The following is a 20,924-nucleotide window of genomic DNA, read 5'->3' as shown; positions in this document are numbered from 1 at the left end:
CATAATAGAATAGTAATAAAAATAATATAAATTAAGTAATATAAATTGAATGTGATCACATTAAGAGAGTAAGGGGACGCCTTTGCTCTCTGTTTTTTTGTTTAATAATTATTTATTGTAAATGATTAATATATTATAATAAGTTAATAATAATAATGAGGCAAATATTACAAAAAAAAAGTTGTTGATAATTTAATAAAAGCAATATAAAATATATTAGCAAAGGAAATAATATTTTCGATATAATAATAAAACATGCTTTAAATTTTATCAAAAAAGGCCAAAAAACTCTTGAAAAGGCTATGTAAACATAGTATAATAAAGAAGTTGTATAGCAAACAGCGATGAGTCAGGAGGTTGCCGGACTTCCGGGTTAATTCTTGATGAGTATGTTAGGATCTAGAATCCAACGACAGGGGTTTTGTAAAACTGTGTGATTAAGTATGAAACACGTGGAGCAGTTTATAGAACATCCGCTGTTGTGCGTTAGAAGTAAAGCGTACATGAAAAGGAGGGAAACCAAGATGTCAAAACAAAAAATAAGAATCAGATTAAAGGCTTTTGATCACAATATATTAGATCAATCAGCTGAAAAAATTGTTGAAACAGCAAAGTCAACAGGAGCTAAAGTTGCAGGACCAGTTCCGCTACCAACTGAAAAAGATGTTGTTACTATATTAAGAGCTGTTCACAAGTACAAAGATTCAAGAGAGCAATTCGAAATCAGAACACACAAAAGATTAATCGATATAGTTAATCCATCACCAAAGACAGTTGATGCATTAATGAGATTAAACTTACCAGCAGGTGTTGATATCGAAATAAAGCTATAGTTAATACTTATTAAATAAACAGTTTGAACGGTTAAGATTGTTAAACAATCCGCTGATACGTTTAGGAGGTGTAAATACATGAAAAAAGCTATATTAGGAAAGAAAATTGGGATGACTCAAATTTTCGATGAAAATGGAAAAGTTGTTCCTGTAACAGTAGTAGAAGCTGGCCCATGTGTTGTTGTTCAAAAGAAAACTATCGAAAAAGATGGTTATGAAGCAATACAAGTAGGTTTTGGAGATGTTAGAGAAAAGTTAGTTAACAAGCCAAAAAAAGGTCACTATGCTAAAGCGGGAGTTTCATTAAAGAGAAAGTTAAGAGAATTAAGATTAGAAGACTGCTCAGCTTATGAAGTTGGTCAAGAAATAAAGGCTGATTTGTTTGAAGTTGGAGAAAAAGTTGATGTATCTGGAGTTTCTAAAGGAAAGGGATTCCAAGGGGTTATCAAGAGATGGAATGCTAACAGAGGACCAATGACTCACGGTTCTAAATTCCACAGAGCAGTAGGTTCTATGGGAGCTTCATCAGATCCATCAAGAACTTTCAAAAACAAGAATATGCCAGGGCATATGGGAGCTGTTAACACAACAGTATTAAACTTAGAAGTAGTTAAGATTATAGCTGAAAAGAACTTAATACTAATCAAGGGTGGTATCCCAGGACCTAATAAAGGTACAGTAGTAATAAGAAATGCAGTTAAAGCTTAATTTCTGTAGAAAGGAGGAAACAGGATGCCTACAGTAGGATTATTTAATCAAGAAGGAAAACAAGTTGGAGATATCCAATTAAACGATAATGTGTTCGGAGTTGAAGTTAACACTGATGCTATGCATCAAGTTGTAGTTGCTTTATTAGCAAACAAGAGACAAGGAACTCAATCAGCTAAGACAAGAGCTGAGGTTAGAGGAGGCGGAATCAAGCCTTGGAGACAAAAGGGAACTGGTAGAGCAAGACAAGGTTCTATTAGAGCACCACAATGGATCAAGGGTGGTATAGTGTTCGCACCAAAGCCAAGAGATTATAGAATGTCAGTACCAAAGAGCATGAGAAGAGTAGCTATGAAGTCTGCTTTAACTAGTAAAGTTCAAGACGGACAAATGGTAGTACTTGAAACATTAGCATTCGAAGCTCCAAAGACTAAGAAAATGGTTGAGGTTTTAAAAGCATTTGATGCTAAGAAAACTTTAATAGTAACTGGAGAAGCTAATGAAGTACTTTACAAATCAGCTAGAAATATTGCTGACGTACAAATTATGCCAGTTAACAACATCAATGTTTATGATTTATTAAAGTTTGAGAAATTAATCATAACTAAGGATGCTGTATCAAAAATCGAGGAGGTGTACGCATAATGACAAGCTACGATATAATAAGAAAGCCTGTTATCACTGAAAAAAGTATGACTGCTATGGCAGACAAAAAGTACACTTTCATAGTTCAAATTAATGCAAACAAAGTTCAAATTAAAAAGGCTGTAGAAGAAATCTTCGGCGTTAAGGTTGAAAAAGTTCAAACAATAAGAACTATGGGAAAAACAAAGAGAATGGGCGTACATGTAGGAAAGAGAGCAGACTTCAAGAAAGCTGTTATCACTTTAACAGAAGACAGCAAGAACATTGAATTCTTTGAAGGAATGCAATAACGCGAATAAAGCGTATTATTGGTATTTAAATACCAGAGAAGCTTAAAGTAAGGAGGGAATTTACATGGCAGTTAAAAAGTTTAGACCAACTACCCCATCAAGAAGAGAAATGACAATGGCTACTTTTGAAGAAGTTACAACAAGTACACCAGAAAAATCACTTGTCGTTTCACTAAGCAAAACTGGTGGTAGAAATGCTCAAGGTAAAATAACTGTTAGACACCACGGTGGTGGAGCTAAGAGAAAATATAGAATAATAGATTTCAAGAGAAATAAGGATGGTGTTCCAGCAAAGGTTGCTACAATAGAATACGATCCAAATAGAACAGCGTACATTGCATTAGTTGTATATGCTGATGGTGATAAGAGATATATAATAGCTCCAGTTGGATTAAAGGTTGGAGATGTTATAGTTTCAGGTCCAGATGCTGATATTAAAGCAGGAAACGCTCTTCCATTAAAGAACATACCAGTAGGTACTTTTGTTCATAATGTAGAATTACAAATCGGTAAAGGTGCTCAAATGGTAAGATCAGCTGGTACTACAGCTCAATTAATGGCTAAAGAAGGAAATTATGCAACGCTAAGATTACCTTCAGGCGAAATGAGATATGTAAGAATAGAATGTAGAGCTACAATCGGAACTGTATCAAATGCTACTAACGATATAATAAATATCGGTAAAGCAGGTAGAAAGAGACATATGGGATGGAGACCTACAGTTAGAGGTTCTGTAATGAACCCTTGCGATCACCCTCACGGTGGTGGAGAAGGTAGATCACCAATTGGTAGACCGAGTCCAGTTACTCCATGGGGTAAACCAGCACTTGGATACAAGACAAGAAAGAATAAGAAGTATTCTGACAGATTCATAATAAAGAGAAGAAACGATAAGTAGCATGAAGAGAATAAAAATTTCTCTTCATGGCTTGTCAGCCTAGAGATTATGAAGGGAGGCAAATTATAGTGAGTAGATCAACAAAAAAAGGACCTTTTGTACATGAAGGACTTTTAAAGAAAATTGAGGAAATGAATGTTAGTGGAGATAAGAAGGTTGTTAAAACTTGGTCAAGAAGTTCAACAATATTCCCACAAATGATCGGTCATACAATTGCTGTTCACGATGGAAGAAAGCATGTTCCAGTTTTCATAAGTGAAGACATGGTAGGACATAAGCTTGGTGAGTTCGCTTTAACAAGAACTTACAGAGGACACGATTATGACGAAAAAGCAGCAAGAAAAAGAAAGTAATCCCGGAAAGGAGGAACATAAATGGAAGCTAGAGCTATAGCTAAATATGTTAGAATGTCTCCAACAAAAGTAGGAGTAGTTCTTGATTTAATAAGAGGAAAAAATATTCAAGAGGCTTTCGCTATTTTACAATATACTCCAAAAGATGCAGCTGTTGCAATAAACAAAGTTTTAAAATCAGCTGTTGCTAATGCAGAAAATAATCATGAGATGGACGTAGAAAGATTATATGTAGCAGAAGCATTCGTTGGTGCAGGTCCAACACTAAAGAGATTTAGACCAATGGATCACGGAAAAGCATTTAGAATTAACAAAAGAACAAGTAACATTACACTTGTAGTTAAAGAAAGAGCTTAGAAAGAAGGAGGGAAATCAAGTGGGTCAAAAAGTACATCCTCACGGACTTAGAGTAGGAGTTATCAAAGATTGGGATGCTAAATGGTATGCTTCAAAGAAGAATTTTGCAGACAATCTAATAGAAGATAACAAAATCAGAGAATTCGTAAAGAAAGAACTTTTCTCAGCTGGTATTTCAAAGATTGAAATTGAAAGAGCTGCTAAGAGAGTTAAGTTAAATATATATACTGCTAAACCAGGTGTTATCATCGGAAAAGGTGGAGCAGGAATAGAAGCTTTAAAAGCTAAATTAGCGAACTTAGTTAATAATAAAAATTTATTAATTAATATAGTGGAAGTTAAAAATGCTGAAGCTGATGCTCAATTAATGGCAGAAAATATTGCTGCACAATTAGAAAAAAGAGTATCTTTCAGAAGAGCTATGAAACAAAGCATTCAAAGAGCTATGAGACTTGGAGCTAAAGGTGTTAAGACAGCTTGCTCAGGTAGATTAGGTGGTGCTGAAATAGCAAGAACTGAACAATATCATGAAGGAACAATTCCACTACAAACTTTAAGAGCAGATATCGATTATGGATTTGCAGAAGCTGATACAACTTACGGAAAGATCGGTGTAAAAGTTTGGGTTTATAATGGAGAAGTTCTTCCAACTAAAAAAGTTGAAAAGAAGGAAGAAGTTAACGCGTAAGAAAGGAGGAATTAGTCATGTTAATGCCTAAGAGAGTTAAGCATCGTAAGGTACAACGTGGTAGAATGAAAGGAAAAGCTACAAGAGGTAATTTCCTTGCATATGGAGATTTTGGTATTCAAGCTACAAATTGTGGTTGGATAACTAGTAATCAAATAGAATCTGCCAGAATTGCTATAAACAGATATATCAGAAGAGGAGGAAAACTTTGGATAAAGATTTTCCCAGATAAGCCAGTAACTGAAAAACCAGCTGAAACAAGAATGGGTTCAGGTAAAGGTTCACCAGAATATTGGGTAGCAGTAGTTAAACCTGGTAGAGTTTTATTCGAGTTATCAGGAGTTAATGAAGAAGTTGCAAGAGAAGCTATGAGACTTGCATCACACAAGCTTCCTGTAAAGTGTAAATTCGTTACAAGAAGAGATTTTGAGGAAATGGGTGGTGAAGAATAATGAAGGCTAGAGAATTAAAAGAATTAAGAGCAAATAATCCTCAAGATTTAAAGGTTAAATTAAATGACCTTAAGGCTGAATTATTCAACTTAAGATTTCAATTAGCTACAGGTCAATTAGAAAATCCTATGAGAATAAGAGAAGTAAAAAAATCTATAGCCCAAATCAAAACCATCATAAGAGAAGAAGAGATCAGGGCTTTCGAGCAGTAAATCTGAAAGGAGGTAACTCTTAATGGAAAGAGGATTAAGAAAGAAAAAAATAGGTAGAGTTGTTTCAGATAAAATGGATAAGACAATAGTTGTCGCTGTTGAAACTAAGGTTAGACATCCACTATATGGAAAAACTGTTAATAGAACAACTAAGTTTAAGGCTCATGATGAAAACAATGAAGCTAAAATTAATGATAGAGTTTTAATTATGGAAACTAGACCATTATCTAAGGATAAGAGATGGAGACTTGTTGAAATAGTTGAAAAGGCTAAATAGGCTTTAAGACTGAAAGGAGGGTAATTCAATGATACAACAACAAACCTTATTAAAGGTAGCAGATAACTCAGGTGCAAAAGAAATCATGTGCATAAGAGTTTTAGGCGGATCAAAAAGAAAGTTCGGTAACATTGGAGATGTAATAGTTGCTAGCGTTAAAAGTGCAACACCAGGCGGAGTTGTTAAAAAAGGAGACGTTGTAAAAGCTGTTATAGTTAGATCAGTTAGAGGATTAAGAAGAGCTGATGGTTCATATATAAAGTTTGATGAAAATGCAGCTGTTATTATAAAGGATGATAAGCAACCAAGAGGAACTCGTATCTTCGGACCAGTTGCTAGGGAGCTAAGAGATAACGAATTTAACAAGATTTTATCATTAGCACCTGAAGTTCTATAATAGAGGAGGTGTCTCATTTGAAGGTACATGTTAGAAAGAACGACAAAGTTGTAGTTGTTTCAGGTAAAGACAAAGGAAAAACTGGTGAAGTTTTAAAAGTATATCCTAAGACAGGCAAAGTTATTGTTCAAGGAGTTAATATAGTTAAAAAGCACCAAAAGCCAACTAGAGCTAATGCTCAAGGTGGAATCATAGAAAGAGAAGGAGCTATATACAGCTCAAAAGTTATGTTATACTGCACAAAGTGCAAAAATGCTACAAGAGTAAGCAATAAAATCTTAGAAGACGGTACTAAGGTTAGAGTTTGTAAGAAGTGTGGAGAAACATTCTAGAATCTGAAAGGAGGTACTAATTATGACAACAAGACTTCAAGAAAAGTATCAAAAAGAAGTAATTCCAGCTATGATTGAAAAGTTCGGATATAAAAATATAATGGAAGTTCCAAAGCTTGAAAAGATAGTTATCAACATGGGAGTTGGAGAAGCTAAGGACAATCAAAAAATATTAGAAGCTGCAATGAATGATTTAACAATAATTGCAGGTCAAAAGCCAATCTTAACTAGAGCAAAGAAATCAGTTGCTAACTTTAAAATAAGAGAAAATATGGCTTTAGGATGTAAGGTTACATTAAGAAAAGCAAAGATGTATGAATTTGCTGATAAATTAATGGCTATTGCTCTTCCAAGAGTTAGAGATTTCAGAGGAGTTTCAAGCAAAGCCTTTGATGGTAGAGGAAACTACTCACTAGGAGTAAAAGAGCAATTAATATTCCCAGAAATTGAATACGATAAAATCGATAAGGTTAGAGGAATGGATATCATCTTCGTTACATCAGCTAACACTGACGAAGAAGCAAGAGAATTATTAAGATTCCTTGGTATGCCATTTGCTCAATAATAAGGAGGGAAAACCGTGGCACGTAAAGCTATTATTGAAAAGTGGAAAAAAGAACCTAAATATAAAACAAGAGCTTATACAAGATGCAGAATATGTGGAAGACCACATTCAGTATTAAAGAAGTTTGGTATTTGCCGTATATGTTTTAGAGAACTTGCTTACAAGGGTCAAATCCCTGGTTGTAAGAAAGCAAGTTGGTAAAAAACTGATGTAGTGAAAGGAGGCACATTAAATGGTTATGACAGATCCTATCGCAGATTTGCTAACACGTATTAGAAATGCAAATGCTGTAAGACATGAAGTAGTAGAAGTTCCTTCATCAAATATGAAGAAGGCTGTTGCAAATATATTATTACAAGAGGGATATATTAAAGAATTAGAGGAATATAACGATGGTGTTGTTCCAATGTTAAGAATATCTCTTAAGTATGGCGCAGATAAAGAAAGAGTTATAACTGGTATAAAGAGAATATCTAAACCAGGACTAAGAGTTTACTGCAAGAAAGACGAAATTCCAAAGGTATTAAGCGGACTAGGTATCGCTATAATATCAACTTCATCAGGTTTATTAGTTGATAGAGAAGCAAGAAAAGCTGGATTAGGCGGAGAAGTAGTTTGCTACGTTTGGTAATATCCAAGGTAGAAAGTAAGTAAATTAACATATATCAGAACAAGTAAAACAGGAGGTGCGATTATGTCAAGAGTAGGTAGATTACCTATAGCTATACCTGCAGGCGTAACTGTAGCTGTTACAGCGGAAAATGTTGTTTCAGTTAAGGGTCCAAAGGGCGAACTTGTTAAAGCTATGAATAAAGACATGAATATAGCAGTTGAAAACAACCAAGTTGTTGTAACTAGACCTAGCGATCAAAAAGAGCACAGAGCTCTTCATGGTTTAACTAGAGCATTAATCAACAACATGATAATCGGAGTTGAAAAAGGATTTGAAAAGAACTTAGAATTAATAGGTGTTGGTTATAGAGCTCAATTACAAGGCAAGAAGCTTGTAATGAACTTAGGATATTCACATCCAGTTGAAATAGAACCAATCGAAGGTGTAACTTTCGAAACTCCAGCTGCAACAAAAGTTGTTGTTAAGGGAATCGATAAGGAAAAGGTTGGAGCAGCTGCGGCTGATATAAGATCATGGAGAAAGCCTGAACCATATAAGGGTAAGGGAATTAAGTATGATAACGAAGTAATCAGACGTAAAGAAGGTAAAACTGGTAAGAAATAATAGAAAGGAGTGAAACCTTTATGTTCAAGAAGGTAGACAGAAAAGCTAGTAGAGAAAGACGTCACCTAAGAGTACGTAAGAAAATTTCTGGTACTCCTGAAAGACCAAGACTTTCAGTATATAGAAGTGAAAAAAATATATATGCTCAAATTATAGATGATGTTAATTCAGTAACTTTAGTTGCAGCTTCAAGCTTAGATAAAGCAGTAGATGTTAAAGTAGGCGGAAATAAAGAAGCAGCTAAGTTGGTTGGTGAATTAATAGCTAAGAAAGCTTTAGAAAAGGGAATTTCAGAAGTTGTATTCGATAGAGGTGGATACGTATATCACGGAAGAGTTCAAACTTTAGCTGAAGCTGCTAGAGAAGCAGGCTTAAAATTCTAATAAACAAGGAGGGAAATACATGAGAATCGATCCTAGCACACTAGACCTTAAGGAAAAGGTTGTTAACATAAACAGAGTAACTAAGGTTGTTAAGGGTGGTAGAAACTTCAGATTCAGCGCTTTAGTAGTTGTAGGTGACGAAAACGGACACGTAGGCGTTGGAATGGGTAAGTCAATAGAAATCCCAGAAGCAATTAAAAAAGGAATAGAAGATGCTAAGAAAAACTTAGTAAGTGTTGCAATAGTTGGAACAACTGTTCCTCATCAAATATATGGAAAGTTCGGAACTGGAAAAGTTCTTATAATGCCAGCTAAGGAAGGTACAGGAGTTATCGCTGGAGGTCCAGCAAGATCTGTATTAGAATTAGCAGGATTAAAGGATGTTAGAGCTAAGTCATTAGGTTCAAACAATCCTAAAAACATGGTAAGTGCTACAATCAACGGTTTAGCAAACTTAAGAACAGCTGAAGATATAGCTAAATTAAGAGGCAAAACTGTAGAAGAAATTTTAGGTTAGGAGGGAAAAGCAATGGCAAAGATTAAAGTTACTCTAGTAAAGAGTTTAATTGGAAGAAAAAAAGACCATATTGCTACTGCACATGCCCTTGGACTTAAGAAGATCGGTAAGACAGTAGAACATGAAGAAACTCCTCAAATCAGAGGAATGATCAACAAAGTTGACTACCTACTAAAAGTAGAAGAAGTTTAATAAGAGGAGGTGCATTGAGTAATGAAACTTCATGAATTAAAACCAGCAGAAGGAAGTAAAAAAGCTCCAAAGAGAGTTGGTAGAGGTACTGGTTCAGGTTTAGGTAGAAATGCCGGAAAAGGTGAAAAAGGCCAAAATGCTAGATCAGGCGGCGGAGTAAGACCAGGATTTGAAGGCGGTCAAATGCCATTATACAGAAGACTTCCTAAGAGAGGATTCACAAATATATTTGCTAAGCAATATGTTAGTATTAACGTTGATAGATTAAATATATTTGAAAATGGAACAGAAATAACACCAGAAGTTTTACTTGAAAGAAGAGTAATAAGTAAGGTAAAAGACGGAGTTAAGATTTTAGGAAATGGGACATTAGAGAAGAGCCTAACTGTTAAAGGATGTAAGTTCTCAAAATCAGCGGCTGAGAAGATAGAAGCAGCTGGAGGAAAAGTTGAGGTGATTTAGTATGCTATCAACCCTACGTAATGCCTGGAAGGTTCCCGAATTAAAAAAGAGATTTTTATGGACTATATGTTTAATTGCAATTTTCAGGATAGGAACGCATATTCCTGTTCCTGGAATTAGCACTGATGTTCTAAAAGATTTAGCTAGTAGCGGAACTATATTTGGTTTCTACGATTTATTATCTGGTGGAGCATTTAGACAATTTAGTATATTTGCTTTAAGTGTAACGCCATACATTAACGCTTCGATTATAGTTCAATTATTGACTATAGCGATACCATCTTTAGAACAACTTTCTAAAGAGGGTGAAGAAGGAAGAAAGAAGATACAAAAGATAACGAGAATATTATCTATATTTATAGGATTTATTCTTGCTTTTGGAACATATAGTATGGTTGCCGCAAAAGGTGCAACAGCTGGAATGCAGTTTACTTCTGTAATAGTTGTATTAATAGCACTAGTTGCAGGTTCAACATTCTGTATGTGGTTAGGTGATCAAATCACAGCTAAAGGTTTTGGAAATGGTATATCCATATTAATATTCGTGAATATAGTATCTCAGTTACCTATCACTTTAATGTCATTATTTACATTAAAGGATCAAGGAAAAATTACTATAATTGAAATTTTACTATTTGTAGTTTTTGCAATTGTATTATTAGGAATCGTAATATTCTTCTCATTAGCAGAAAGAAGAATTCCAGTTCAATATGCTGGTAAAGCTGTTGGAAACAAAGTTATGAGAGGGCAAAGTACTCACATACCTTTAAGTATAATTGGATCAGCTGTTATAGCAATAATATTTGCTATGTCAGTTATGATGTTTCCTAGAACCATTGCAGAATTTTTCCCAGGTCATGATTGGGCAGTATGGATAACAAGCAATAAATATAGTATATTTAATGAAAAAACTTGGATGTATCCAGTTGTTTATTCAATATTAACTATATTCTTTACTTGGTTCTATACACAAATCACATTTAAACCTGATGAAATGGCAGAAAATCTTCATAAGTCAGCAGGATTTGTACCAGGAATAAGACCGGGAGATGCAACTGAAAAGTATTTTGAAAAGGTACTTACTAAAGTATCACTAGTTGGAGGATTATTTGCTGCAATACTAGCAATATTACCAATTGTTATTTCAAATACACAGTTACAAGGAATTCAATTTGGTGGTACATCATTATTAATTATGGTTGGGGTTGGGCTTGATTTTTCAAGACAATTAGATTCACAATTAGTAATGAGACATTATCAAGGATTCTTAAAATAGATTAATAATGGAGATGATGCCCGTGAAGATAGTATTATTAGGTCCTCCTGGAGCAGGAAAGGGAACACAGGCAAAATCAATTAGTAATAGATACTCAATACCACATATTTCAACAGGAGATATATTCAGAAAAAATATTTCTGAAAACACTCCGTTAGGAATAGAAGCTAAGAAGCACATCGATAAAGGACAGTTAGTACCAGATGAAGTTACTATTAACATGGTAAAAGATAGGCTGCAACAAGATGATTGTAAGAATGGATACTTATTAGACGGGTTTCCAAGGACAGTTAATCAAGCAGAAGCACTTCAAGAATTTCTTTCATTAAGAAATGAAAATCTTGATACAGCGTTACTAATTGAAGTACCTACTGGATTTATATTAGAAAGAATGACAGGTAGAAGAGTGTGTCCATCATGTGGAGCTAGCTATCATATAAAATTTAATCCACCAACAGTTGCAGGAAAATGTGATGTTTGTGGAAGTGATATAATCCAAAGAAAAGATGATACAGAAGAAACTGTATCTGAAAGACTTGATGTGTATGAGAGACAAACGCAACCACTGATTGATTTTTATAAAGAAAGAAACTTACTTTCAATTGTAGAAGGAACAAAAGCTATTAACGAAGTATTTGAAGGTATCTGTAATATATTAGGGAGTGTTGAATAATGATAATCATTAAAAACAACAAGGAAATTGACCTAATGAGAGAAGCAGGTAAATTAGTAGCAGAAACATTACTACTAGTTGAGGAAAAAGTAAGACCAGGAATAACTACTGCTGAAATAGACAGGATAGCAGAAGAATTTATAACTAAGCATGGAGCAAAGCCATCATTTAAAGGCTTATATGGTTTTCCGGCTTCACTATGTATATCTGTTAACGAGCAAGTAGTTCATGGGATCCCAGGAGGTTATGTATTAAAAGATGGAGATATAATTAGTATAGACTGTGGGGCTTATCTTAATGGCTTTCATGGAGATGCAGCAAGAACACTTGCAGTAGGAAATGTAAGCGAAGAAGCTAAGAAATTAATTAAAGTAACTGAAGAAAGTTTCTTTAAGGGCATAGAATATGCTAAAATTGGTAATAGACTTACTGATATATCACATGAAATACAATGCTACGTAGAAGCTTCAGGTTTCTCTGTAGTAAGAGATTTCGTAGGACACGGTATAGGTAGAGTTGTACACGAAGATCCAGAGGTTCCTAACTTTGGTAAGTCTGGTAAGGGACCAAAATTGGTTAAAGGAATGACTTTAGCTATTGAACCTATGGTTAACATAGGTAATTATAGGGTTAAAACATTAAGTAATGACTGGACTGTAGTAACTAGTGATGGAAGTCTATCTGCACACTACGAAAATACTATTGTAATTTTACCAGATGGACCCGAAATATTAACACTAATTAAATAAGTGTTGCTTAGTTATAAATTCGCATGATACCAAAAGGTGGCTTGTAGATTTATGGCTAAGGTAATCATCGAGGTGAAAAGTTTGCAAAACAATGACTTAATTGGGAAGGTGGTTCTTTCAAAAACAGGAAGAGATAAAAATCATTTATATGTTGTAATAGGGCATTTAAGTGATAATTATGTAATTCTTAGTAATGGGAGCACTAAAACAGTTCAGATGCCTAAAAAGAAGAGTTTAAAGCATATAGATGTTTTAGATGATGTAGATGATGAGATTAAAGAATCTATCATATCAAAGGATAGAGGTACTGATTTAAAAATAAAAAAATTTCTAAAACTTAAAGGCATTGTTAAGGAGGGTTGATTACCTTATGTCAAAAGATGATGTAATAGAAATGCAAGGTACAGTACTAGAATCTCTACCAAATGCTATGTTCCAAGTTGAACTAGAGAGTGGTCACAAGATTCTAGCACATATATCAGGAAAATTAAGAATGAACTTCATAAGAATTCTACCAGGAGATAAGGTTACTATAGAACTTTCTCCATATGATTTAACAAGAGGTAGAATTACATGGAGAGCTAAATAACAGTGGAAAAACTACCACGAAGTATTACAAGGAGGGTTAGCGATGAAAGTAAGACCATCAGTTAAGCCTATTTGCGAAAAGTGCAAGATTATAAGAAGAAAAGGAAAAGTAATGGTTATCTGTGAAAATCCTAAGCACAAGCAAAAACAAGGCTAATACAATAAAAGTATAGGCAAAAAAGTATTATTTTACTATGTAAAATTTATTGACTTTTAACTTAAAGTCAAATATGATTATATAGGCATTTAATTAAGTAGATAAATTTTAGGTGCGGCTGACAGTAGAGTAATTCTCTACTGACCTATAATTTTATTATATAAATACACACATATAATTAAAGTTGTATGCATTTCAATATCAGGAGGTGTAAGTTTTAATGGCAAGAATTTCAGGAGTAGACCTACCAAGAGAAAAAAGAGTTGAAATAGGTCTAACATATATATATGGTATAGGACTTTCTACTTCACATAAGATTTTAGCAGAAACAGGAGTTAATCCTGATACAAGAGTTAAGGATCTTACTGAAGAGGAAGTAACAAAAATCAGAGAATACGTAAAGACTTTAACAATTGAAGGTGACTTAAGAAGAGAAGTTGCATTAAATATTAAAAGATTAGTAGAAATTGGATGTTATAGAGGAATTAGACATAGAAAAGGTCTTCCAGTTAGAGGACAAAAAACTAAGACTAATGCTAGAACTAGAAAAGGTCCAAAGAAAACTATCGCAAATAAGAAGAAGTAGTGAGGAGGGAATTCGATGGCTCAAAAAGTTAAAAAGACTAGAAGAAGAAAAGAAAGAAAGAACGTTGAGCATGGTGCTGCACACATCAAATCAACTTTCAATAACTCAATAGTTACTTTAACTGATGCAGTAGGAAATGCTTTATCATGGTCAAGTGCGGGAGCTTTAGGCTTCAGAGGATCAAGAAAGAGTACTCCATTCGCAGCTCAAATGGCAGCAGAAACAGCAGCTAAAGCAGCTATGGAACACGGATTAAAAAGTATAGAAGTGTATGTAAAGGGACCAGGTGCTGGAAGAGAAGCAGCTATAAGATCTTTACAAGCAGCGGGATTAGAAGTAACTTTAATTAAAGATGTTACTCCAATTCCACACAACGGATGTAGACCACCAAAGAGAAGAAGAGTCTAGTATTCATATAGGAGGTGTAATTAATGGCAAGATATACTGGAGCTACATGTAGATTATGTAGAAGAGAAGGTATGAAGTTATTCCTTAAAGGGGATAGATGTTATACAGATAAATGTGCTTTTGTTAGAAGAAGTTATGCACCAGGACAACATGGAGCAGCTAAGAAAAAATTATCTAACTACGGCGTACAATTAAGAGAAAAGCAAAAAGCTAGAAGAATATACGGAGTATTAGAAAGCCAATTCAGAACTTATTATGAAAAGGCTGATCATATGAAAGGTATCACTGGTGAAAACTTACTTAAGTTATTAGAAATGAGATTAGATAACGTTGTTTATAGATTAGGTTATGGTGCATCTAGAGCTGAAGCTAGACAATTAGTTACTCATGGACATTTCTTAGTAAATGGTAAGAAAGTTGATATTCCTTCATACAAAGTTTCTGTTAACGATGAAATTTTAGTTACAGAAAAGAGTAGAGGAACTGAAAAATTCAAGACATTTATTGAAAATCCAAAGACATTACCAAAATGGTTAGAAGCAAATGTTGAAAATTATTCAGGTAAAATAGTTGCTGAACCATCAAGAGAAGACATTGACGTTCCTGTTAATGAAACTCTTATCGTTGAGTTATACAGCAAGTAATAGTTTAGTATTTGTATTGTTAAGATTATTCTTACAATACAAATATATAAGCAGTTGCCCTCAGAATAATGTTGCCATTTAAAATATAAGGAGGGTTTGTGCATGTTAGAAATAGAAAAGCCAATAATAGAATGTATAGAAGCAAATGAAAATGGTACTTATGGTAAATATGTAGTTGAACCGTTAGAAAGAGGATATGGTATAACGCTTGGAAATGCTCTAAGAAGAATATTATTATCATCACTACCAGGTGCAGCTCCAACTTCCGTAAAGATAGATGGAGTACTACATGAATTTTCAACTGTACAAGGTGTTAAAGAAGATGTTACAGAAATTATATTAAACATCAAATCTTTAGCATTAATTATGAATGGTGAAGGTCCAAAGACGATATATATAGATGCTCAAGGACCTGGAGAAGTTACAGGTGCAGATATTAAAACTGATGGAGATGTTGAAGTTGTTAGCAAAGATCTTCATATTGCAACATTAGATGATAATGGTAAGTTATATATGGAGATTACAGTTAATAGAGGAAGAGGATATGTTACTCAAAATAAAAATAAGAGTGAAGATCTTCCAATATCAGCTATTGCTGTAGATTCAATTTATACACCAGTAAAGAGAGTTAATTTTACTGTTGAAAATACAAGAGTTGGTCAAATTACAGACTACGATAAATTAACTTTAGAAATCTGGACTAATGGAACTATAAAAATAGATGAAGCTATAAGCTTATCTGCAAAAATTCTTATAGAACATTTCAAACTATTTATGTCATTAGGAGATAGTACTAATGATGTAGAGATTATGATAGAAAAAGAAGAAGATAAAAAGAGAAAGTACTAGAAATGACTGTAGAAGAGTTGGATTTATCAGTTAGATCATATAACTGCTTAAAGAGAGCTGGTATAAATACAGTTCAAGAGCTTGCTGGAAAGTCAATGGATGATATGATGAAGGTAAGAAATCTAGGAAAGAAATCTTTAGAGGAAGTCGAAAGAAAGCTTAAGGAATTAGGCTTAGGATTAAGACTAAACGATGAGTAAGGAGGTAAATCCACATGGCAGGTTATCGTAAATTAGGTCGTCCTACTGACCAAAGAAGAGCTATGCTAAGAAGCCTTGTTACAAGCTTTTTAAAGCATGGTAAAATAGAAACAACTGAAACAAGAGCAAAAGAAACTAGAAAATTAGCTGAAAAGATGATTACTTTAGCAAAAAGAGGTGATCTTCACGCTAGAAGACAAGTTTTAGCTTTTGTGAATGAAGAAGAAGTAGTTCAAAACCTATTTGACAATGTTGCTCCAAAGTACGCTGAAAGAAATGGTGGATACACTAGAATGTACAAAAAGGGCCCAAGAAGAGGGGACGCAGCAGAAGTTGTTATACTTGAATTAGTGTAATATTGAGGGGATTAAGTTAGTGACTTAATCCCCATTTTACATTATAAATTTAAATATTGTATAAGAAATTATAAATTTATTATTAAAATAATTGTAATTAACTAAATGTATATTATAATATTCTTATGTTAATGTATATACACATATGAATTTTTATACAATATTTAAGATTGTAGGATAAGTAATAAGAGGAGGGCTATATATGGAAGAAACAATGATTAAATGTAATAATGTATCTTTTAAATATAGATCACATGAAGGAGAAGAAGAAAGATATGCTGTTAATGGTGTAACTTTTGAAGTTAAGAAGGGTGAATTTTTAGTTGTTTTAGGGCATAATGGTTCTGGAAAATCTACTATAGCTAAACATATGAATGCATTATTGCTTCCATCAGAAGGAACTGTTATAGTAGACAATTTAGATACTTCTAATTCTGAAAACCTATGGCGAATTAGAGCAAAGGCTGGAATGGTATTTCAAAATCCAGATAATCAATTAGTAGCAACTATAGTTGAAGAAGATGTTGCTTTTGGTCCAGAAAATCTAGGCGTTGATCCAGAAGAAATAAAAAGAAGAGTAGATGAAAGCTTAAAAAAAGTTGGTATGTATGAATATAGAAGACATGCACCACATTTGCTTTCAGGAGGACAAAAACAAAGAATAGCAATAGCAGGAATTTTGGCTATGAAACCAGAATGTATAATATTTGATGAACCTACGGCTATGCTAGATCCTTCTGGAAGAAAAGAAGTACTAAGTAATATAAAAGATATAAATGAAAGATATGGTATAACTATAGTCCTTATAACTCATTATATGGACGAAGCGGCACAAGCAGATAGGGTTATAGTTATGGATGATGGAAAAATAATTCTAGAAGGTAATCCAAGAGAAGTATTTTCAAATGTAAAAAAAATGAAGGAAATAGGATTAGATGTTCCTCAAGTTACTGAATTATGTTATGAATTAAAAAATAGTGGTATAAATATTGATACAAATATTTTAAATGTAGATGAGATGGTGAATGCGTTATGTCAATTAAGATAGAAAATTTAGTGCATATATATATGCCGAAGTCGCCTTTTGAGAAAGTGGCTTTAAATAATGTTAATTTAGAAATTAATGAAGGTGAATTTATTGCTCTTATAGGGCATACAGGATCAGGAAAATCAACACTAATTCAGCATATGAATGGATTACTTAAACCTACATCAGGAAAAATAATAGTTGATGGAGAAGATATAACAAAGCAAGGGGTAAAGCTCACTGATATAAGAAAAAAAGTTGGATTGGTATTTCAATACCCAGAATACCAATTATTTGAGGAAACGATAGAAAAAGATATAGAGTTTGGACCAAGAAATTTAGGCTTACCAGATGAGGAAATTACAAGAAGAGTAAAGAGAGCTATGAAAATGGTAGGACTAGATTATGAAGTTTATAGAAATAAGTCTCCATTTGATTTAAGCGGAGGACAAAAGAGAAGGGTAGCAATAGCAGGGGTAATTGCTATGGAGCCTAAGGTGCTTATATTAGATGAGCCGACAGCAGGATTAGATCCAAAAGGTAGAGATGATATTTTAAATCAAATTAAAATTTTACATGATGAATATAAGATGACAATTATACTAGTAAGCCATAGCATGGAGGATGTAGGAAAACTTGCGGAGATAATAGTGGTTATGAATAAAGGAGAAATTGCTTTAGAAGGTACTCCTAATAAGGTGTTTAAAGAAATTGAGACTTTAGAAAATATAGGTTTAGCAGTGCCACAAGTAACATATCTTATGAGAGCATTAAAGAGCAAAGGGTTTAGTGTATCAGATGAAATCTATACTATTGCTCAAGGAAAACAAGAATTATTAAAAATATTAAAGGAAGTTAAAAACTAGGGGAACAAATATGATAAAAGATATAACTATAGGGCAGTATATACCAGGTGAAACCTTTGTTCATAAGTTAGATCCTAGAACTAAAATATTAATATCAATACTATTTATTGTATCTTTATTTATAGTAGATAAGTTTGTTGGCTATATATTAATAGTTTCATTTTTAGTTTTAACTATTTATGTTTCAAAATTACCACCTAGATATTTATATAAAGGATTAAAACCAGTATTTTTTCTTATTATATTTACAGCAATTTTAAATATTTTTATGATTAAAGGTACTACAGATACAATGGTATTTGAGCTTGGGTTTATAAAAGTATATGAAGATGGATTAAAGACAGCTGCATTTATGGCATTAAGGCTTATATTTTTAATAATGGGAACATCAGCATTAACCTTAACAACGTCTCCAATTGAGTTAACAGATGGGATAGAAAGATTATTAAAGCCAATAGGAAAAGAAACAGCTCATGAGCTTGCTATGATGATGACTATAGCTTTAAGATTCATACCAACATTAATGGATGAAACAGACAAAATAATGATGGCACAAAAAGCAAGAGGAGCAGATTTTGAAACTGGTGGAATAATTCAGAAAGCAAAAAGTTTAATACCATTATTAGTGCCACTATTTATAAGTTCATTTAGAAGGGCTGATGAACTTGCATTAGCTATGGAAGCTAGAGCTTATAGAGGTGGAAATGGTAGAACAAGAATGAAGCAATTGAAATTTACGAAAAGAGATATTATTGCATTTAGTGTATTTTCTATTTTATTTATAGGAAGTTTAATAGTAAGGTTTGCTATATAAAAAGCAAAGGTGATTTTTAACATGAAAAATATCAAACTAACTTTAGAATATGATGGAACAAATTATTTAGGATGGCAAAAACAAAAAATAGGAAGCACAATTCAACAACAATTAGAAGATGCTATAAGCCTTTTAACCAATGAAAATATTGAAGTAATAGGAAGTTCAAGAACTGATGCTGGAGTTCATGCAAGAGGATTTGTAGCAAACTTTAAAACTAATAGTAATATACCTTCGAATAAATTTAGAGAAGCACTTAATTATAGATTACCAGATGATATAGTAATTTTAAAATCAGAGGAAGTACCACTGGAGTTTCATTCAAGATACAGTGCTAAGGGAAAAACATACTCATACTCTATACTAAATAGGGAAGTACCCCCAGCAGTACACAAAGATTATTTATATCATGTTAAAAAAAGTTAGATGCAGAGATTATGAAAGAGGCGTGTAAATACTTTATAGGAACCCATGATTTTAGTGCATTTAAAAGTAGTGGGAGTTCTGTTAAAACTAATATAAGGACAATTTCAGAATTGTATATAGAAAATCATGATGATATAATAAAAATTTACATAACTGGTGATGGGTTTTTATATAATATGGTTAGAATAATAGTTGGAACATTAATTATGGTAGGAAATAAAAAGATAGATCCTTCAAATATACAAGTTATAATAGATAAAAAAATAGGAAAGATTCAGGAATATGTGTACCCGCAACAGGTTTAGTATTAGAAAAAGTTTATTATTAAAAATTAATGATAAATAGAAATAATTAATTAAAAACTTGTTGACACACCCGTATGCGTGTATTATAATAATGTATGTTTGTTAGAATAATTTATGTATATAAGATCCACTAGCCCCGGGTCTTGACATAAAAGCAGTACTTAATAAGTAAAGCACAAATGTAAGTTCAGGGAGGGAAAAACATGAAATCATACATTGCTAAGGCACAAGAAGTTGAAAGAAAATGGTATGTTGTTGATGCTGCTGGAAAGCCACTAGGAAGAGTTGCTAGCCAAGTTGCTTCAATTTTAAGAGGAAAAAATAAACCAACATTTACACCAAATGTTGACTGTGGAGATTTCGTTATCGTAATCAATGCAGAACAAGTTGTTTTAACTGGTAAGAAGTTAGATCAAAAATTAATGAGAAAGCACAGCCTATATCCAGGTGGATTAAAAGAAACTCCATATAGAGAAGTGTTAGAAAAGAAGCCTGAATTCGCTTTCGAAGAAGCAGTAAGAAGAATGCTTCCAAATGGCGTTTTAGGAAGAAAAATGCTTAAAAAATTAAAAGTATATAGAGGTACTGAGCATGGACATGATGCTCAACAACCAGAAGTACTTGAATTAAAGTACTAATACGTGCTCGGGAGGAGGAATAAAAAATGGCAAAAGTTCAATACATGGGAACTGGAAGAAGAAAAAAATCAGTAGCAAGAGTTAGACTTGTACCAGGAAACGGTAAAGTAGTTATAAATAATAGAGAAATAGACAACTATTTCGGTTTAGAAACTTTAAGAATGATAGTTAATCAACCATTAGTTTTAACTGGAACTAAAGATAGATTTGACGTTTTAGTTAACGTTCATGGTGGTGGATTCACAGGTCAAGCTGGAGCAATAAGACACGGAATAACTAGAGCTTTAATAAAAGCTGACGAAAACTTAAAGCCAGAATTAAAGAAGGCAGGTTTTGTAACTAGAGATCCAAGAATGAAAGAAAGAAAGAAATATGGTCTTAAAAAGGCTAGAAGAGCTCCACAATTCTCAAAGAGATAATATATGGAACTTCAAAAATCCCACAATCAGTATGGTTGTGGGATTTATTTTCGTCTAACTATAATAAATAAATAGAAATACATTAATATAAGCAATTTATAATAGAAAGAGTATAAAATTTAATATAATATAAATATAAAATAAG

Annotated in this window: 36 protein-coding genes and 2 pseudogenes; all 38 read left to right on the top strand. The window is 33.1% G+C overall.

All coding sequences use genetic code 11. The features are described 5' to 3' along the window. The first annotated feature begins 524 nt into the window (after nt 1–524). On the top strand, nt 525–833 hold the full coding sequence (rpsJ, locus tag A500_RS01890; RefSeq protein WP_008681195.1) for a 30S ribosomal protein S10: 309 nt from the start codon (nt 525–527) through the stop codon (nt 831–833). Nucleotides 834–911: 78 nt separating this feature from the next. After that, a complete protein-coding gene (gene rplC / locus A500_RS01885) occupies nt 912–1,541 on the top strand; it encodes a 50S ribosomal protein L3 (protein WP_016205899.1) in 630 nt (209 codons plus the stop codon). A 24-nt stretch (nt 1,542–1,565) separates the two neighbouring features. Continuing rightward, on the top strand, nt 1,566–2,186 hold the full coding sequence (gene rplD, locus A500_RS01880) for a 50S ribosomal protein L4 (RefSeq protein WP_016205898.1): 621 nt from the start codon (nt 1,566–1,568) through the stop codon (nt 2,184–2,186). Further along, entirely contained in the window at nt 2,186–2,476 is a 291-nt protein-coding gene (rplW, locus tag A500_RS01875) for a 50S ribosomal protein L23 (RefSeq protein ID WP_016205897.1), read from the top strand. Before rplD ends, rplW begins: the two co-directional genes overlap by 1 nt. A gap of 64 nt (nt 2,477–2,540) precedes the next feature. Then, entirely contained in the window at nt 2,541–3,374 is an 834-nt protein-coding gene (gene rplB, locus A500_RS01870) for a 50S ribosomal protein L2 (protein WP_016205896.1), read from the top strand. 68 nt (nt 3,375–3,442) lie between these two features. Beyond that, nucleotides 3,443–3,727 (top strand): 30S ribosomal protein S19, encoded by a 285-nt coding sequence (gene rpsS, locus A500_RS01865; RefSeq protein ID WP_016205895.1) that lies wholly within the window; start codon nt 3,443–3,445, stop codon nt 3,725–3,727. A 21-nt stretch (nt 3,728–3,748) separates the two neighbouring features. After that, nucleotides 3,749–4,084 carry a 50S ribosomal protein L22 gene (gene rplV, locus A500_RS01860; protein WP_016205894.1) on the top strand — a complete coding sequence of 112 codons (336 nt, stop codon included), beginning with the start codon at nt 3,749–3,751 and terminating at the stop codon, nt 4,082–4,084. A 19-nt stretch (nt 4,085–4,103) separates the two neighbouring features. Then, nucleotides 4,104–4,772 (top strand): 30S ribosomal protein S3, encoded by a 669-nt coding sequence (rpsC, locus tag A500_RS01855; protein WP_016205893.1) that lies wholly within the window; start codon nt 4,104–4,106, stop codon nt 4,770–4,772. A 17-nt stretch (nt 4,773–4,789) separates the two neighbouring features. Beyond that, nucleotides 4,790–5,224 (top strand): 50S ribosomal protein L16, encoded by a 435-nt coding sequence (gene rplP / locus A500_RS01850; RefSeq protein ID WP_016205892.1) that lies wholly within the window; start codon nt 4,790–4,792, stop codon nt 5,222–5,224. Further along, the gene (gene rpmC / locus A500_RS01845) at nt 5,224–5,436 is read left to right on the top strand and encodes a 50S ribosomal protein L29 (RefSeq protein ID WP_008681185.1); all 213 of its coding nucleotides are present in this window, start codon (nt 5,224–5,226) and stop codon (nt 5,434–5,436) included. Before rplP ends, rpmC begins: the two co-directional genes overlap by 1 nt. A 22-nt stretch (nt 5,437–5,458) precedes the next feature. Next, nucleotides 5,459–5,713: a 30S ribosomal protein S17 gene (rpsQ, locus tag A500_RS01840; protein WP_016205891.1), complete on the top strand. Its 255-nt coding sequence runs from the start codon at nt 5,459–5,461 to the stop codon at nt 5,711–5,713. 28 nt (nt 5,714–5,741) lie between these two features. Beyond that, nucleotides 5,742–6,110 carry a 50S ribosomal protein L14 gene (gene rplN, locus A500_RS01835; RefSeq protein ID WP_008681183.1) on the top strand — a complete coding sequence of 123 codons (369 nt, stop codon included), beginning with the start codon at nt 5,742–5,744 and terminating at the stop codon, nt 6,108–6,110. 17 nt (nt 6,111–6,127) lie between these two features. Further along, nucleotides 6,128–6,442 carry a 50S ribosomal protein L24 gene (gene rplX, locus A500_RS01830; protein ID WP_016205890.1) on the top strand — a complete coding sequence of 105 codons (315 nt, stop codon included), beginning with the start codon at nt 6,128–6,130 and terminating at the stop codon, nt 6,440–6,442. Nucleotides 6,443–6,464: 22 nt separating this feature from the next. Beyond that, on the top strand, nt 6,465–7,007 hold the full coding sequence (rplE, locus tag A500_RS01825) for a 50S ribosomal protein L5 (RefSeq protein ID WP_016205889.1): 543 nt from the start codon (nt 6,465–6,467) through the stop codon (nt 7,005–7,007). A gap of 15 nt (nt 7,008–7,022) precedes the next feature. Then, the gene (locus tag A500_RS01820; RefSeq protein WP_008681179.1) at nt 7,023–7,208 is read left to right on the top strand and encodes a type Z 30S ribosomal protein S14; all 186 of its coding nucleotides are present in this window, start codon (nt 7,023–7,025) and stop codon (nt 7,206–7,208) included. Between the two features lie 31 nt (nt 7,209–7,239). After that, a complete protein-coding gene (gene rpsH / locus A500_RS01815) occupies nt 7,240–7,638 on the top strand; it encodes a 30S ribosomal protein S8 (RefSeq protein WP_016205888.1) in 399 nt (132 codons plus the stop codon). A 63-nt stretch (nt 7,639–7,701) separates the two neighbouring features. Further along, nucleotides 7,702–8,244 carry a 50S ribosomal protein L6 gene (gene rplF / locus A500_RS01810; protein ID WP_016205887.1) on the top strand — a complete coding sequence of 181 codons (543 nt, stop codon included), beginning with the start codon at nt 7,702–7,704 and terminating at the stop codon, nt 8,242–8,244. A gap of 20 nt (nt 8,245–8,264) precedes the next feature. Next, nucleotides 8,265–8,627, top strand: a complete 363-nt coding sequence (gene rplR / locus A500_RS01805; protein ID WP_016205886.1) for a 50S ribosomal protein L18 — start codon at nt 8,265–8,267, stop codon at nt 8,625–8,627. A 19-nt stretch (nt 8,628–8,646) separates the two neighbouring features. Then, nucleotides 8,647–9,144 (top strand): 30S ribosomal protein S5, encoded by a 498-nt coding sequence (rpsE, locus tag A500_RS01800; protein ID WP_016205885.1) that lies wholly within the window; start codon nt 8,647–8,649, stop codon nt 9,142–9,144. A gap of 12 nt (nt 9,145–9,156) precedes the next feature. Further along, on the top strand, nt 9,157–9,336 hold the full coding sequence (gene rpmD, locus A500_RS01795; RefSeq protein ID WP_008681171.1) for a 50S ribosomal protein L30: 180 nt from the start codon (nt 9,157–9,159) through the stop codon (nt 9,334–9,336). Between the two features lie 21 nt (nt 9,337–9,357). After that, nucleotides 9,358–9,798, top strand: coding sequence for a 50S ribosomal protein L15 (rplO, locus tag A500_RS01790; protein ID WP_016205884.1), 441 nt, complete (start codon nt 9,358–9,360; stop codon nt 9,796–9,798). Nucleotide 9,799: 1 nt separating this feature from the next. Next, nucleotides 9,800–11,074, top strand: a complete 1,275-nt coding sequence (secY, locus tag A500_RS01785) for a preprotein translocase subunit SecY (protein ID WP_016205883.1) — start codon at nt 9,800–9,802, stop codon at nt 11,072–11,074. Between the two features lie 22 nt (nt 11,075–11,096). After that, nucleotides 11,097–11,747, top strand: coding sequence for an adenylate kinase (locus A500_RS01780; protein ID WP_016205882.1), 651 nt, complete (start codon nt 11,097–11,099; stop codon nt 11,745–11,747). Continuing rightward, entirely contained in the window at nt 11,747–12,496 is a 750-nt protein-coding gene (gene map, locus A500_RS01775) for a type I methionyl aminopeptidase (RefSeq protein ID WP_016205881.1), read from the top strand. Before A500_RS01780 ends, map begins: the two co-directional genes overlap by 1 nt. Nucleotides 12,497–12,547: 51 nt before the next feature. Next, nucleotides 12,548–12,859 carry a KOW domain-containing RNA-binding protein gene (locus A500_RS01770; protein WP_016205880.1) on the top strand — a complete coding sequence of 104 codons (312 nt, stop codon included), beginning with the start codon at nt 12,548–12,550 and terminating at the stop codon, nt 12,857–12,859. A gap of 7 nt (nt 12,860–12,866) precedes the next feature. After that, entirely contained in the window at nt 12,867–13,085 is a 219-nt protein-coding gene (gene infA / locus A500_RS01765; RefSeq protein WP_008681165.1) for a translation initiation factor IF-1, read from the top strand. Nucleotides 13,086–13,127: 42 nt separating this feature from the next. Then, nucleotides 13,128–13,241 (top strand): 50S ribosomal protein L36, encoded by a 114-nt coding sequence (rpmJ, locus tag A500_RS01760; protein ID WP_016205879.1) that lies wholly within the window; start codon nt 13,128–13,130, stop codon nt 13,239–13,241. 220 nt (nt 13,242–13,461) lie between these two features. Further along, on the top strand, nt 13,462–13,827 hold the full coding sequence (rpsM, locus tag A500_RS01755) for a 30S ribosomal protein S13 (protein ID WP_016205878.1): 366 nt from the start codon (nt 13,462–13,464) through the stop codon (nt 13,825–13,827). Nucleotides 13,828–13,842: 15 nt separating this feature from the next. Then, nucleotides 13,843–14,235 carry a 30S ribosomal protein S11 gene (gene rpsK / locus A500_RS01750; RefSeq protein ID WP_016205877.1) on the top strand — a complete coding sequence of 131 codons (393 nt, stop codon included), beginning with the start codon at nt 13,843–13,845 and terminating at the stop codon, nt 14,233–14,235. A 23-nt stretch (nt 14,236–14,258) separates the two neighbouring features. Then, nucleotides 14,259–14,879 (top strand): 30S ribosomal protein S4, encoded by a 621-nt coding sequence (rpsD, locus tag A500_RS01745; protein WP_016205876.1) that lies wholly within the window; start codon nt 14,259–14,261, stop codon nt 14,877–14,879. Between the two features lie 102 nt (nt 14,880–14,981). Beyond that, nucleotides 14,982–15,928 (top strand): annotated as a pseudogene (locus tag A500_RS01740) (DNA-directed RNA polymerase subunit alpha). A 14-nt stretch (nt 15,929–15,942) separates the two neighbouring features. Continuing rightward, a complete protein-coding gene (gene rplQ / locus A500_RS01735) occupies nt 15,943–16,284 on the top strand; it encodes a 50S ribosomal protein L17 (RefSeq protein WP_016205875.1) in 342 nt (113 codons plus the stop codon). A 202-nt stretch (nt 16,285–16,486) separates the two neighbouring features. Further along, nucleotides 16,487–17,332 carry an energy-coupling factor transporter ATPase gene (locus A500_RS01730; protein WP_016205874.1) on the top strand — a complete coding sequence of 282 codons (846 nt, stop codon included), beginning with the start codon at nt 16,487–16,489 and terminating at the stop codon, nt 17,330–17,332. Continuing rightward, a complete protein-coding gene (locus A500_RS01725; protein WP_016205873.1) occupies nt 17,317–18,177 on the top strand; it encodes an energy-coupling factor transporter ATPase in 861 nt (286 codons plus the stop codon). Before A500_RS01730 ends, A500_RS01725 begins: the two co-directional genes overlap by 16 nt. A gap of 10 nt (nt 18,178–18,187) precedes the next feature. Further along, nucleotides 18,188–18,991 carry an energy-coupling factor transporter transmembrane component T family protein gene (locus A500_RS01720; RefSeq protein WP_016205872.1) on the top strand — a complete coding sequence of 268 codons (804 nt, stop codon included), beginning with the start codon at nt 18,188–18,190 and terminating at the stop codon, nt 18,989–18,991. A 21-nt stretch (nt 18,992–19,012) separates the two neighbouring features. Then, nucleotides 19,013–19,745 (top strand): annotated as a pseudogene (truA, locus tag A500_RS01715) (tRNA pseudouridine(38-40) synthase TruA). 180 nt (nt 19,746–19,925) lie between these two features. Then, on the top strand, nt 19,926–20,360 hold the full coding sequence (rplM, locus tag A500_RS01710) for a 50S ribosomal protein L13 (RefSeq protein WP_016205871.1): 435 nt from the start codon (nt 19,926–19,928) through the stop codon (nt 20,358–20,360). A 26-nt stretch (nt 20,361–20,386) separates the two neighbouring features. Continuing rightward, nucleotides 20,387–20,779, top strand: coding sequence for a 30S ribosomal protein S9 (gene rpsI, locus A500_RS01705; RefSeq protein WP_016205870.1), 393 nt, complete (start codon nt 20,387–20,389; stop codon nt 20,777–20,779). Nucleotides 20,780–20,924: the final 145 nt, after the last annotated feature.

The sequence above is a fragment of the Clostridium sartagoforme AAU1 genome (genome assembly GCF_000401215.1).
Lineage (GTDB): Bacteria > Bacillota > Clostridia > Clostridiales > Clostridiaceae > Clostridium > Clostridium sartagoforme.
The sequence above is the reverse complement of the archived record's forward strand: the minus strand, read 5'-3'. Positions and strand labels throughout refer to the sequence as shown.

Bases quoted from the DNA above. Each gene is read 5' to 3' on its own strand.
- rpsE (WP_016205885.1), top strand. From the start codon at position 8,647: ATGAGAATCGATCCTAGCACACTAGACCTTAAGGAAAAGGTTGTTAAC.
- rpsD (WP_016205876.1), top strand. From the start codon at position 14,259: ATGGCAAGATATACTGGAGCTACATGTAGATTATGTAGAAGAGAAGGT.
- rplB (WP_016205896.1), top strand. From the start codon at position 2,541: ATGGCAGTTAAAAAGTTTAGACCAACTACCCCATCAAGAAGAGAAATG.
- rplW (WP_016205897.1), top strand. From the start codon at position 2,186: ATGACAAGCTACGATATAATAAGAAAGCCTGTTATCACTGAAAAAAGT.
- A500_RS01770 (WP_016205880.1), top strand. From the start codon at position 12,548: ATGGCTAAGGTAATCATCGAGGTGAAAAGTTTGCAAAACAATGACTTA.
- map (WP_016205881.1), top strand. From the start codon at position 11,747: ATGATAATCATTAAAAACAACAAGGAAATTGACCTAATGAGAGAAGCA.
- rpmJ (WP_016205879.1), top strand. From the start codon at position 13,128: ATGAAAGTAAGACCATCAGTTAAGCCTATTTGCGAAAAGTGCAAGATT.
- rplD (WP_016205898.1), top strand. From the start codon at position 1,566: ATGCCTACAGTAGGATTATTTAATCAAGAAGGAAAACAAGTTGGAGAT.
- rpsI (WP_016205870.1), top strand. From the start codon at position 20,387: ATGGCAAAAGTTCAATACATGGGAACTGGAAGAAGAAAAAAATCAGTA.
- rpsM (WP_016205878.1), top strand. From the start codon at position 13,462: ATGGCAAGAATTTCAGGAGTAGACCTACCAAGAGAAAAAAGAGTTGAA.
- rplO (WP_016205884.1), top strand. From the start codon at position 9,358: ATGAAACTTCATGAATTAAAACCAGCAGAAGGAAGTAAAAAAGCTCCA.
- rplM (WP_016205871.1), top strand. From the start codon at position 19,926: ATGAAATCATACATTGCTAAGGCACAAGAAGTTGAAAGAAAATGGTAT.
- secY (WP_016205883.1), top strand. From the start codon at position 9,800: ATGCTATCAACCCTACGTAATGCCTGGAAGGTTCCCGAATTAAAAAAG.
- rplC (WP_016205899.1), top strand. From the start codon at position 912: ATGAAAAAAGCTATATTAGGAAAGAAAATTGGGATGACTCAAATTTTC.
- A500_RS01730 (WP_016205874.1), top strand. From the start codon at position 16,487: ATGGAAGAAACAATGATTAAATGTAATAATGTATCTTTTAAATATAGA.
- infA (WP_008681165.1), top strand. From the start codon at position 12,867: ATGTCAAAAGATGATGTAATAGAAATGCAAGGTACAGTACTAGAATCT.
- rpmC (WP_008681185.1), top strand. From the start codon at position 5,224: ATGAAGGCTAGAGAATTAAAAGAATTAAGAGCAAATAATCCTCAAGAT.
- A500_RS01720 (WP_016205872.1), top strand. From the start codon at position 18,188: ATGATAAAAGATATAACTATAGGGCAGTATATACCAGGTGAAACCTTT.
- rpsQ (WP_016205891.1), top strand. From the start codon at position 5,459: ATGGAAAGAGGATTAAGAAAGAAAAAAATAGGTAGAGTTGTTTCAGAT.
- rpsJ (WP_008681195.1), top strand. From the start codon at position 525: ATGTCAAAACAAAAAATAAGAATCAGATTAAAGGCTTTTGATCACAAT.
- rplE (WP_016205889.1), top strand. From the start codon at position 6,465: ATGACAACAAGACTTCAAGAAAAGTATCAAAAAGAAGTAATTCCAGCT.
- rplP (WP_016205892.1), top strand. From the start codon at position 4,790: ATGTTAATGCCTAAGAGAGTTAAGCATCGTAAGGTACAACGTGGTAGA.
- rplF (WP_016205887.1), top strand. From the start codon at position 7,702: ATGTCAAGAGTAGGTAGATTACCTATAGCTATACCTGCAGGCGTAACT.
- rplQ (WP_016205875.1), top strand. From the start codon at position 15,943: ATGGCAGGTTATCGTAAATTAGGTCGTCCTACTGACCAAAGAAGAGCT.
- A500_RS01725 (WP_016205873.1), top strand. From the start codon at position 17,317: ATGTCAATTAAGATAGAAAATTTAGTGCATATATATATGCCGAAGTCG.
- rplV (WP_016205894.1), top strand. From the start codon at position 3,749: ATGGAAGCTAGAGCTATAGCTAAATATGTTAGAATGTCTCCAACAAAA.
- rplR (WP_016205886.1), top strand. From the start codon at position 8,265: ATGTTCAAGAAGGTAGACAGAAAAGCTAGTAGAGAAAGACGTCACCTA.
- rpsH (WP_016205888.1), top strand. From the start codon at position 7,240: ATGGTTATGACAGATCCTATCGCAGATTTGCTAACACGTATTAGAAAT.
- rplN (WP_008681183.1), top strand. From the start codon at position 5,742: ATGATACAACAACAAACCTTATTAAAGGTAGCAGATAACTCAGGTGCA.
- rpsK (WP_016205877.1), top strand. From the start codon at position 13,843: ATGGCTCAAAAAGTTAAAAAGACTAGAAGAAGAAAAGAAAGAAAGAAC.
- rpmD (WP_008681171.1), top strand. From the start codon at position 9,157: ATGGCAAAGATTAAAGTTACTCTAGTAAAGAGTTTAATTGGAAGAAAA.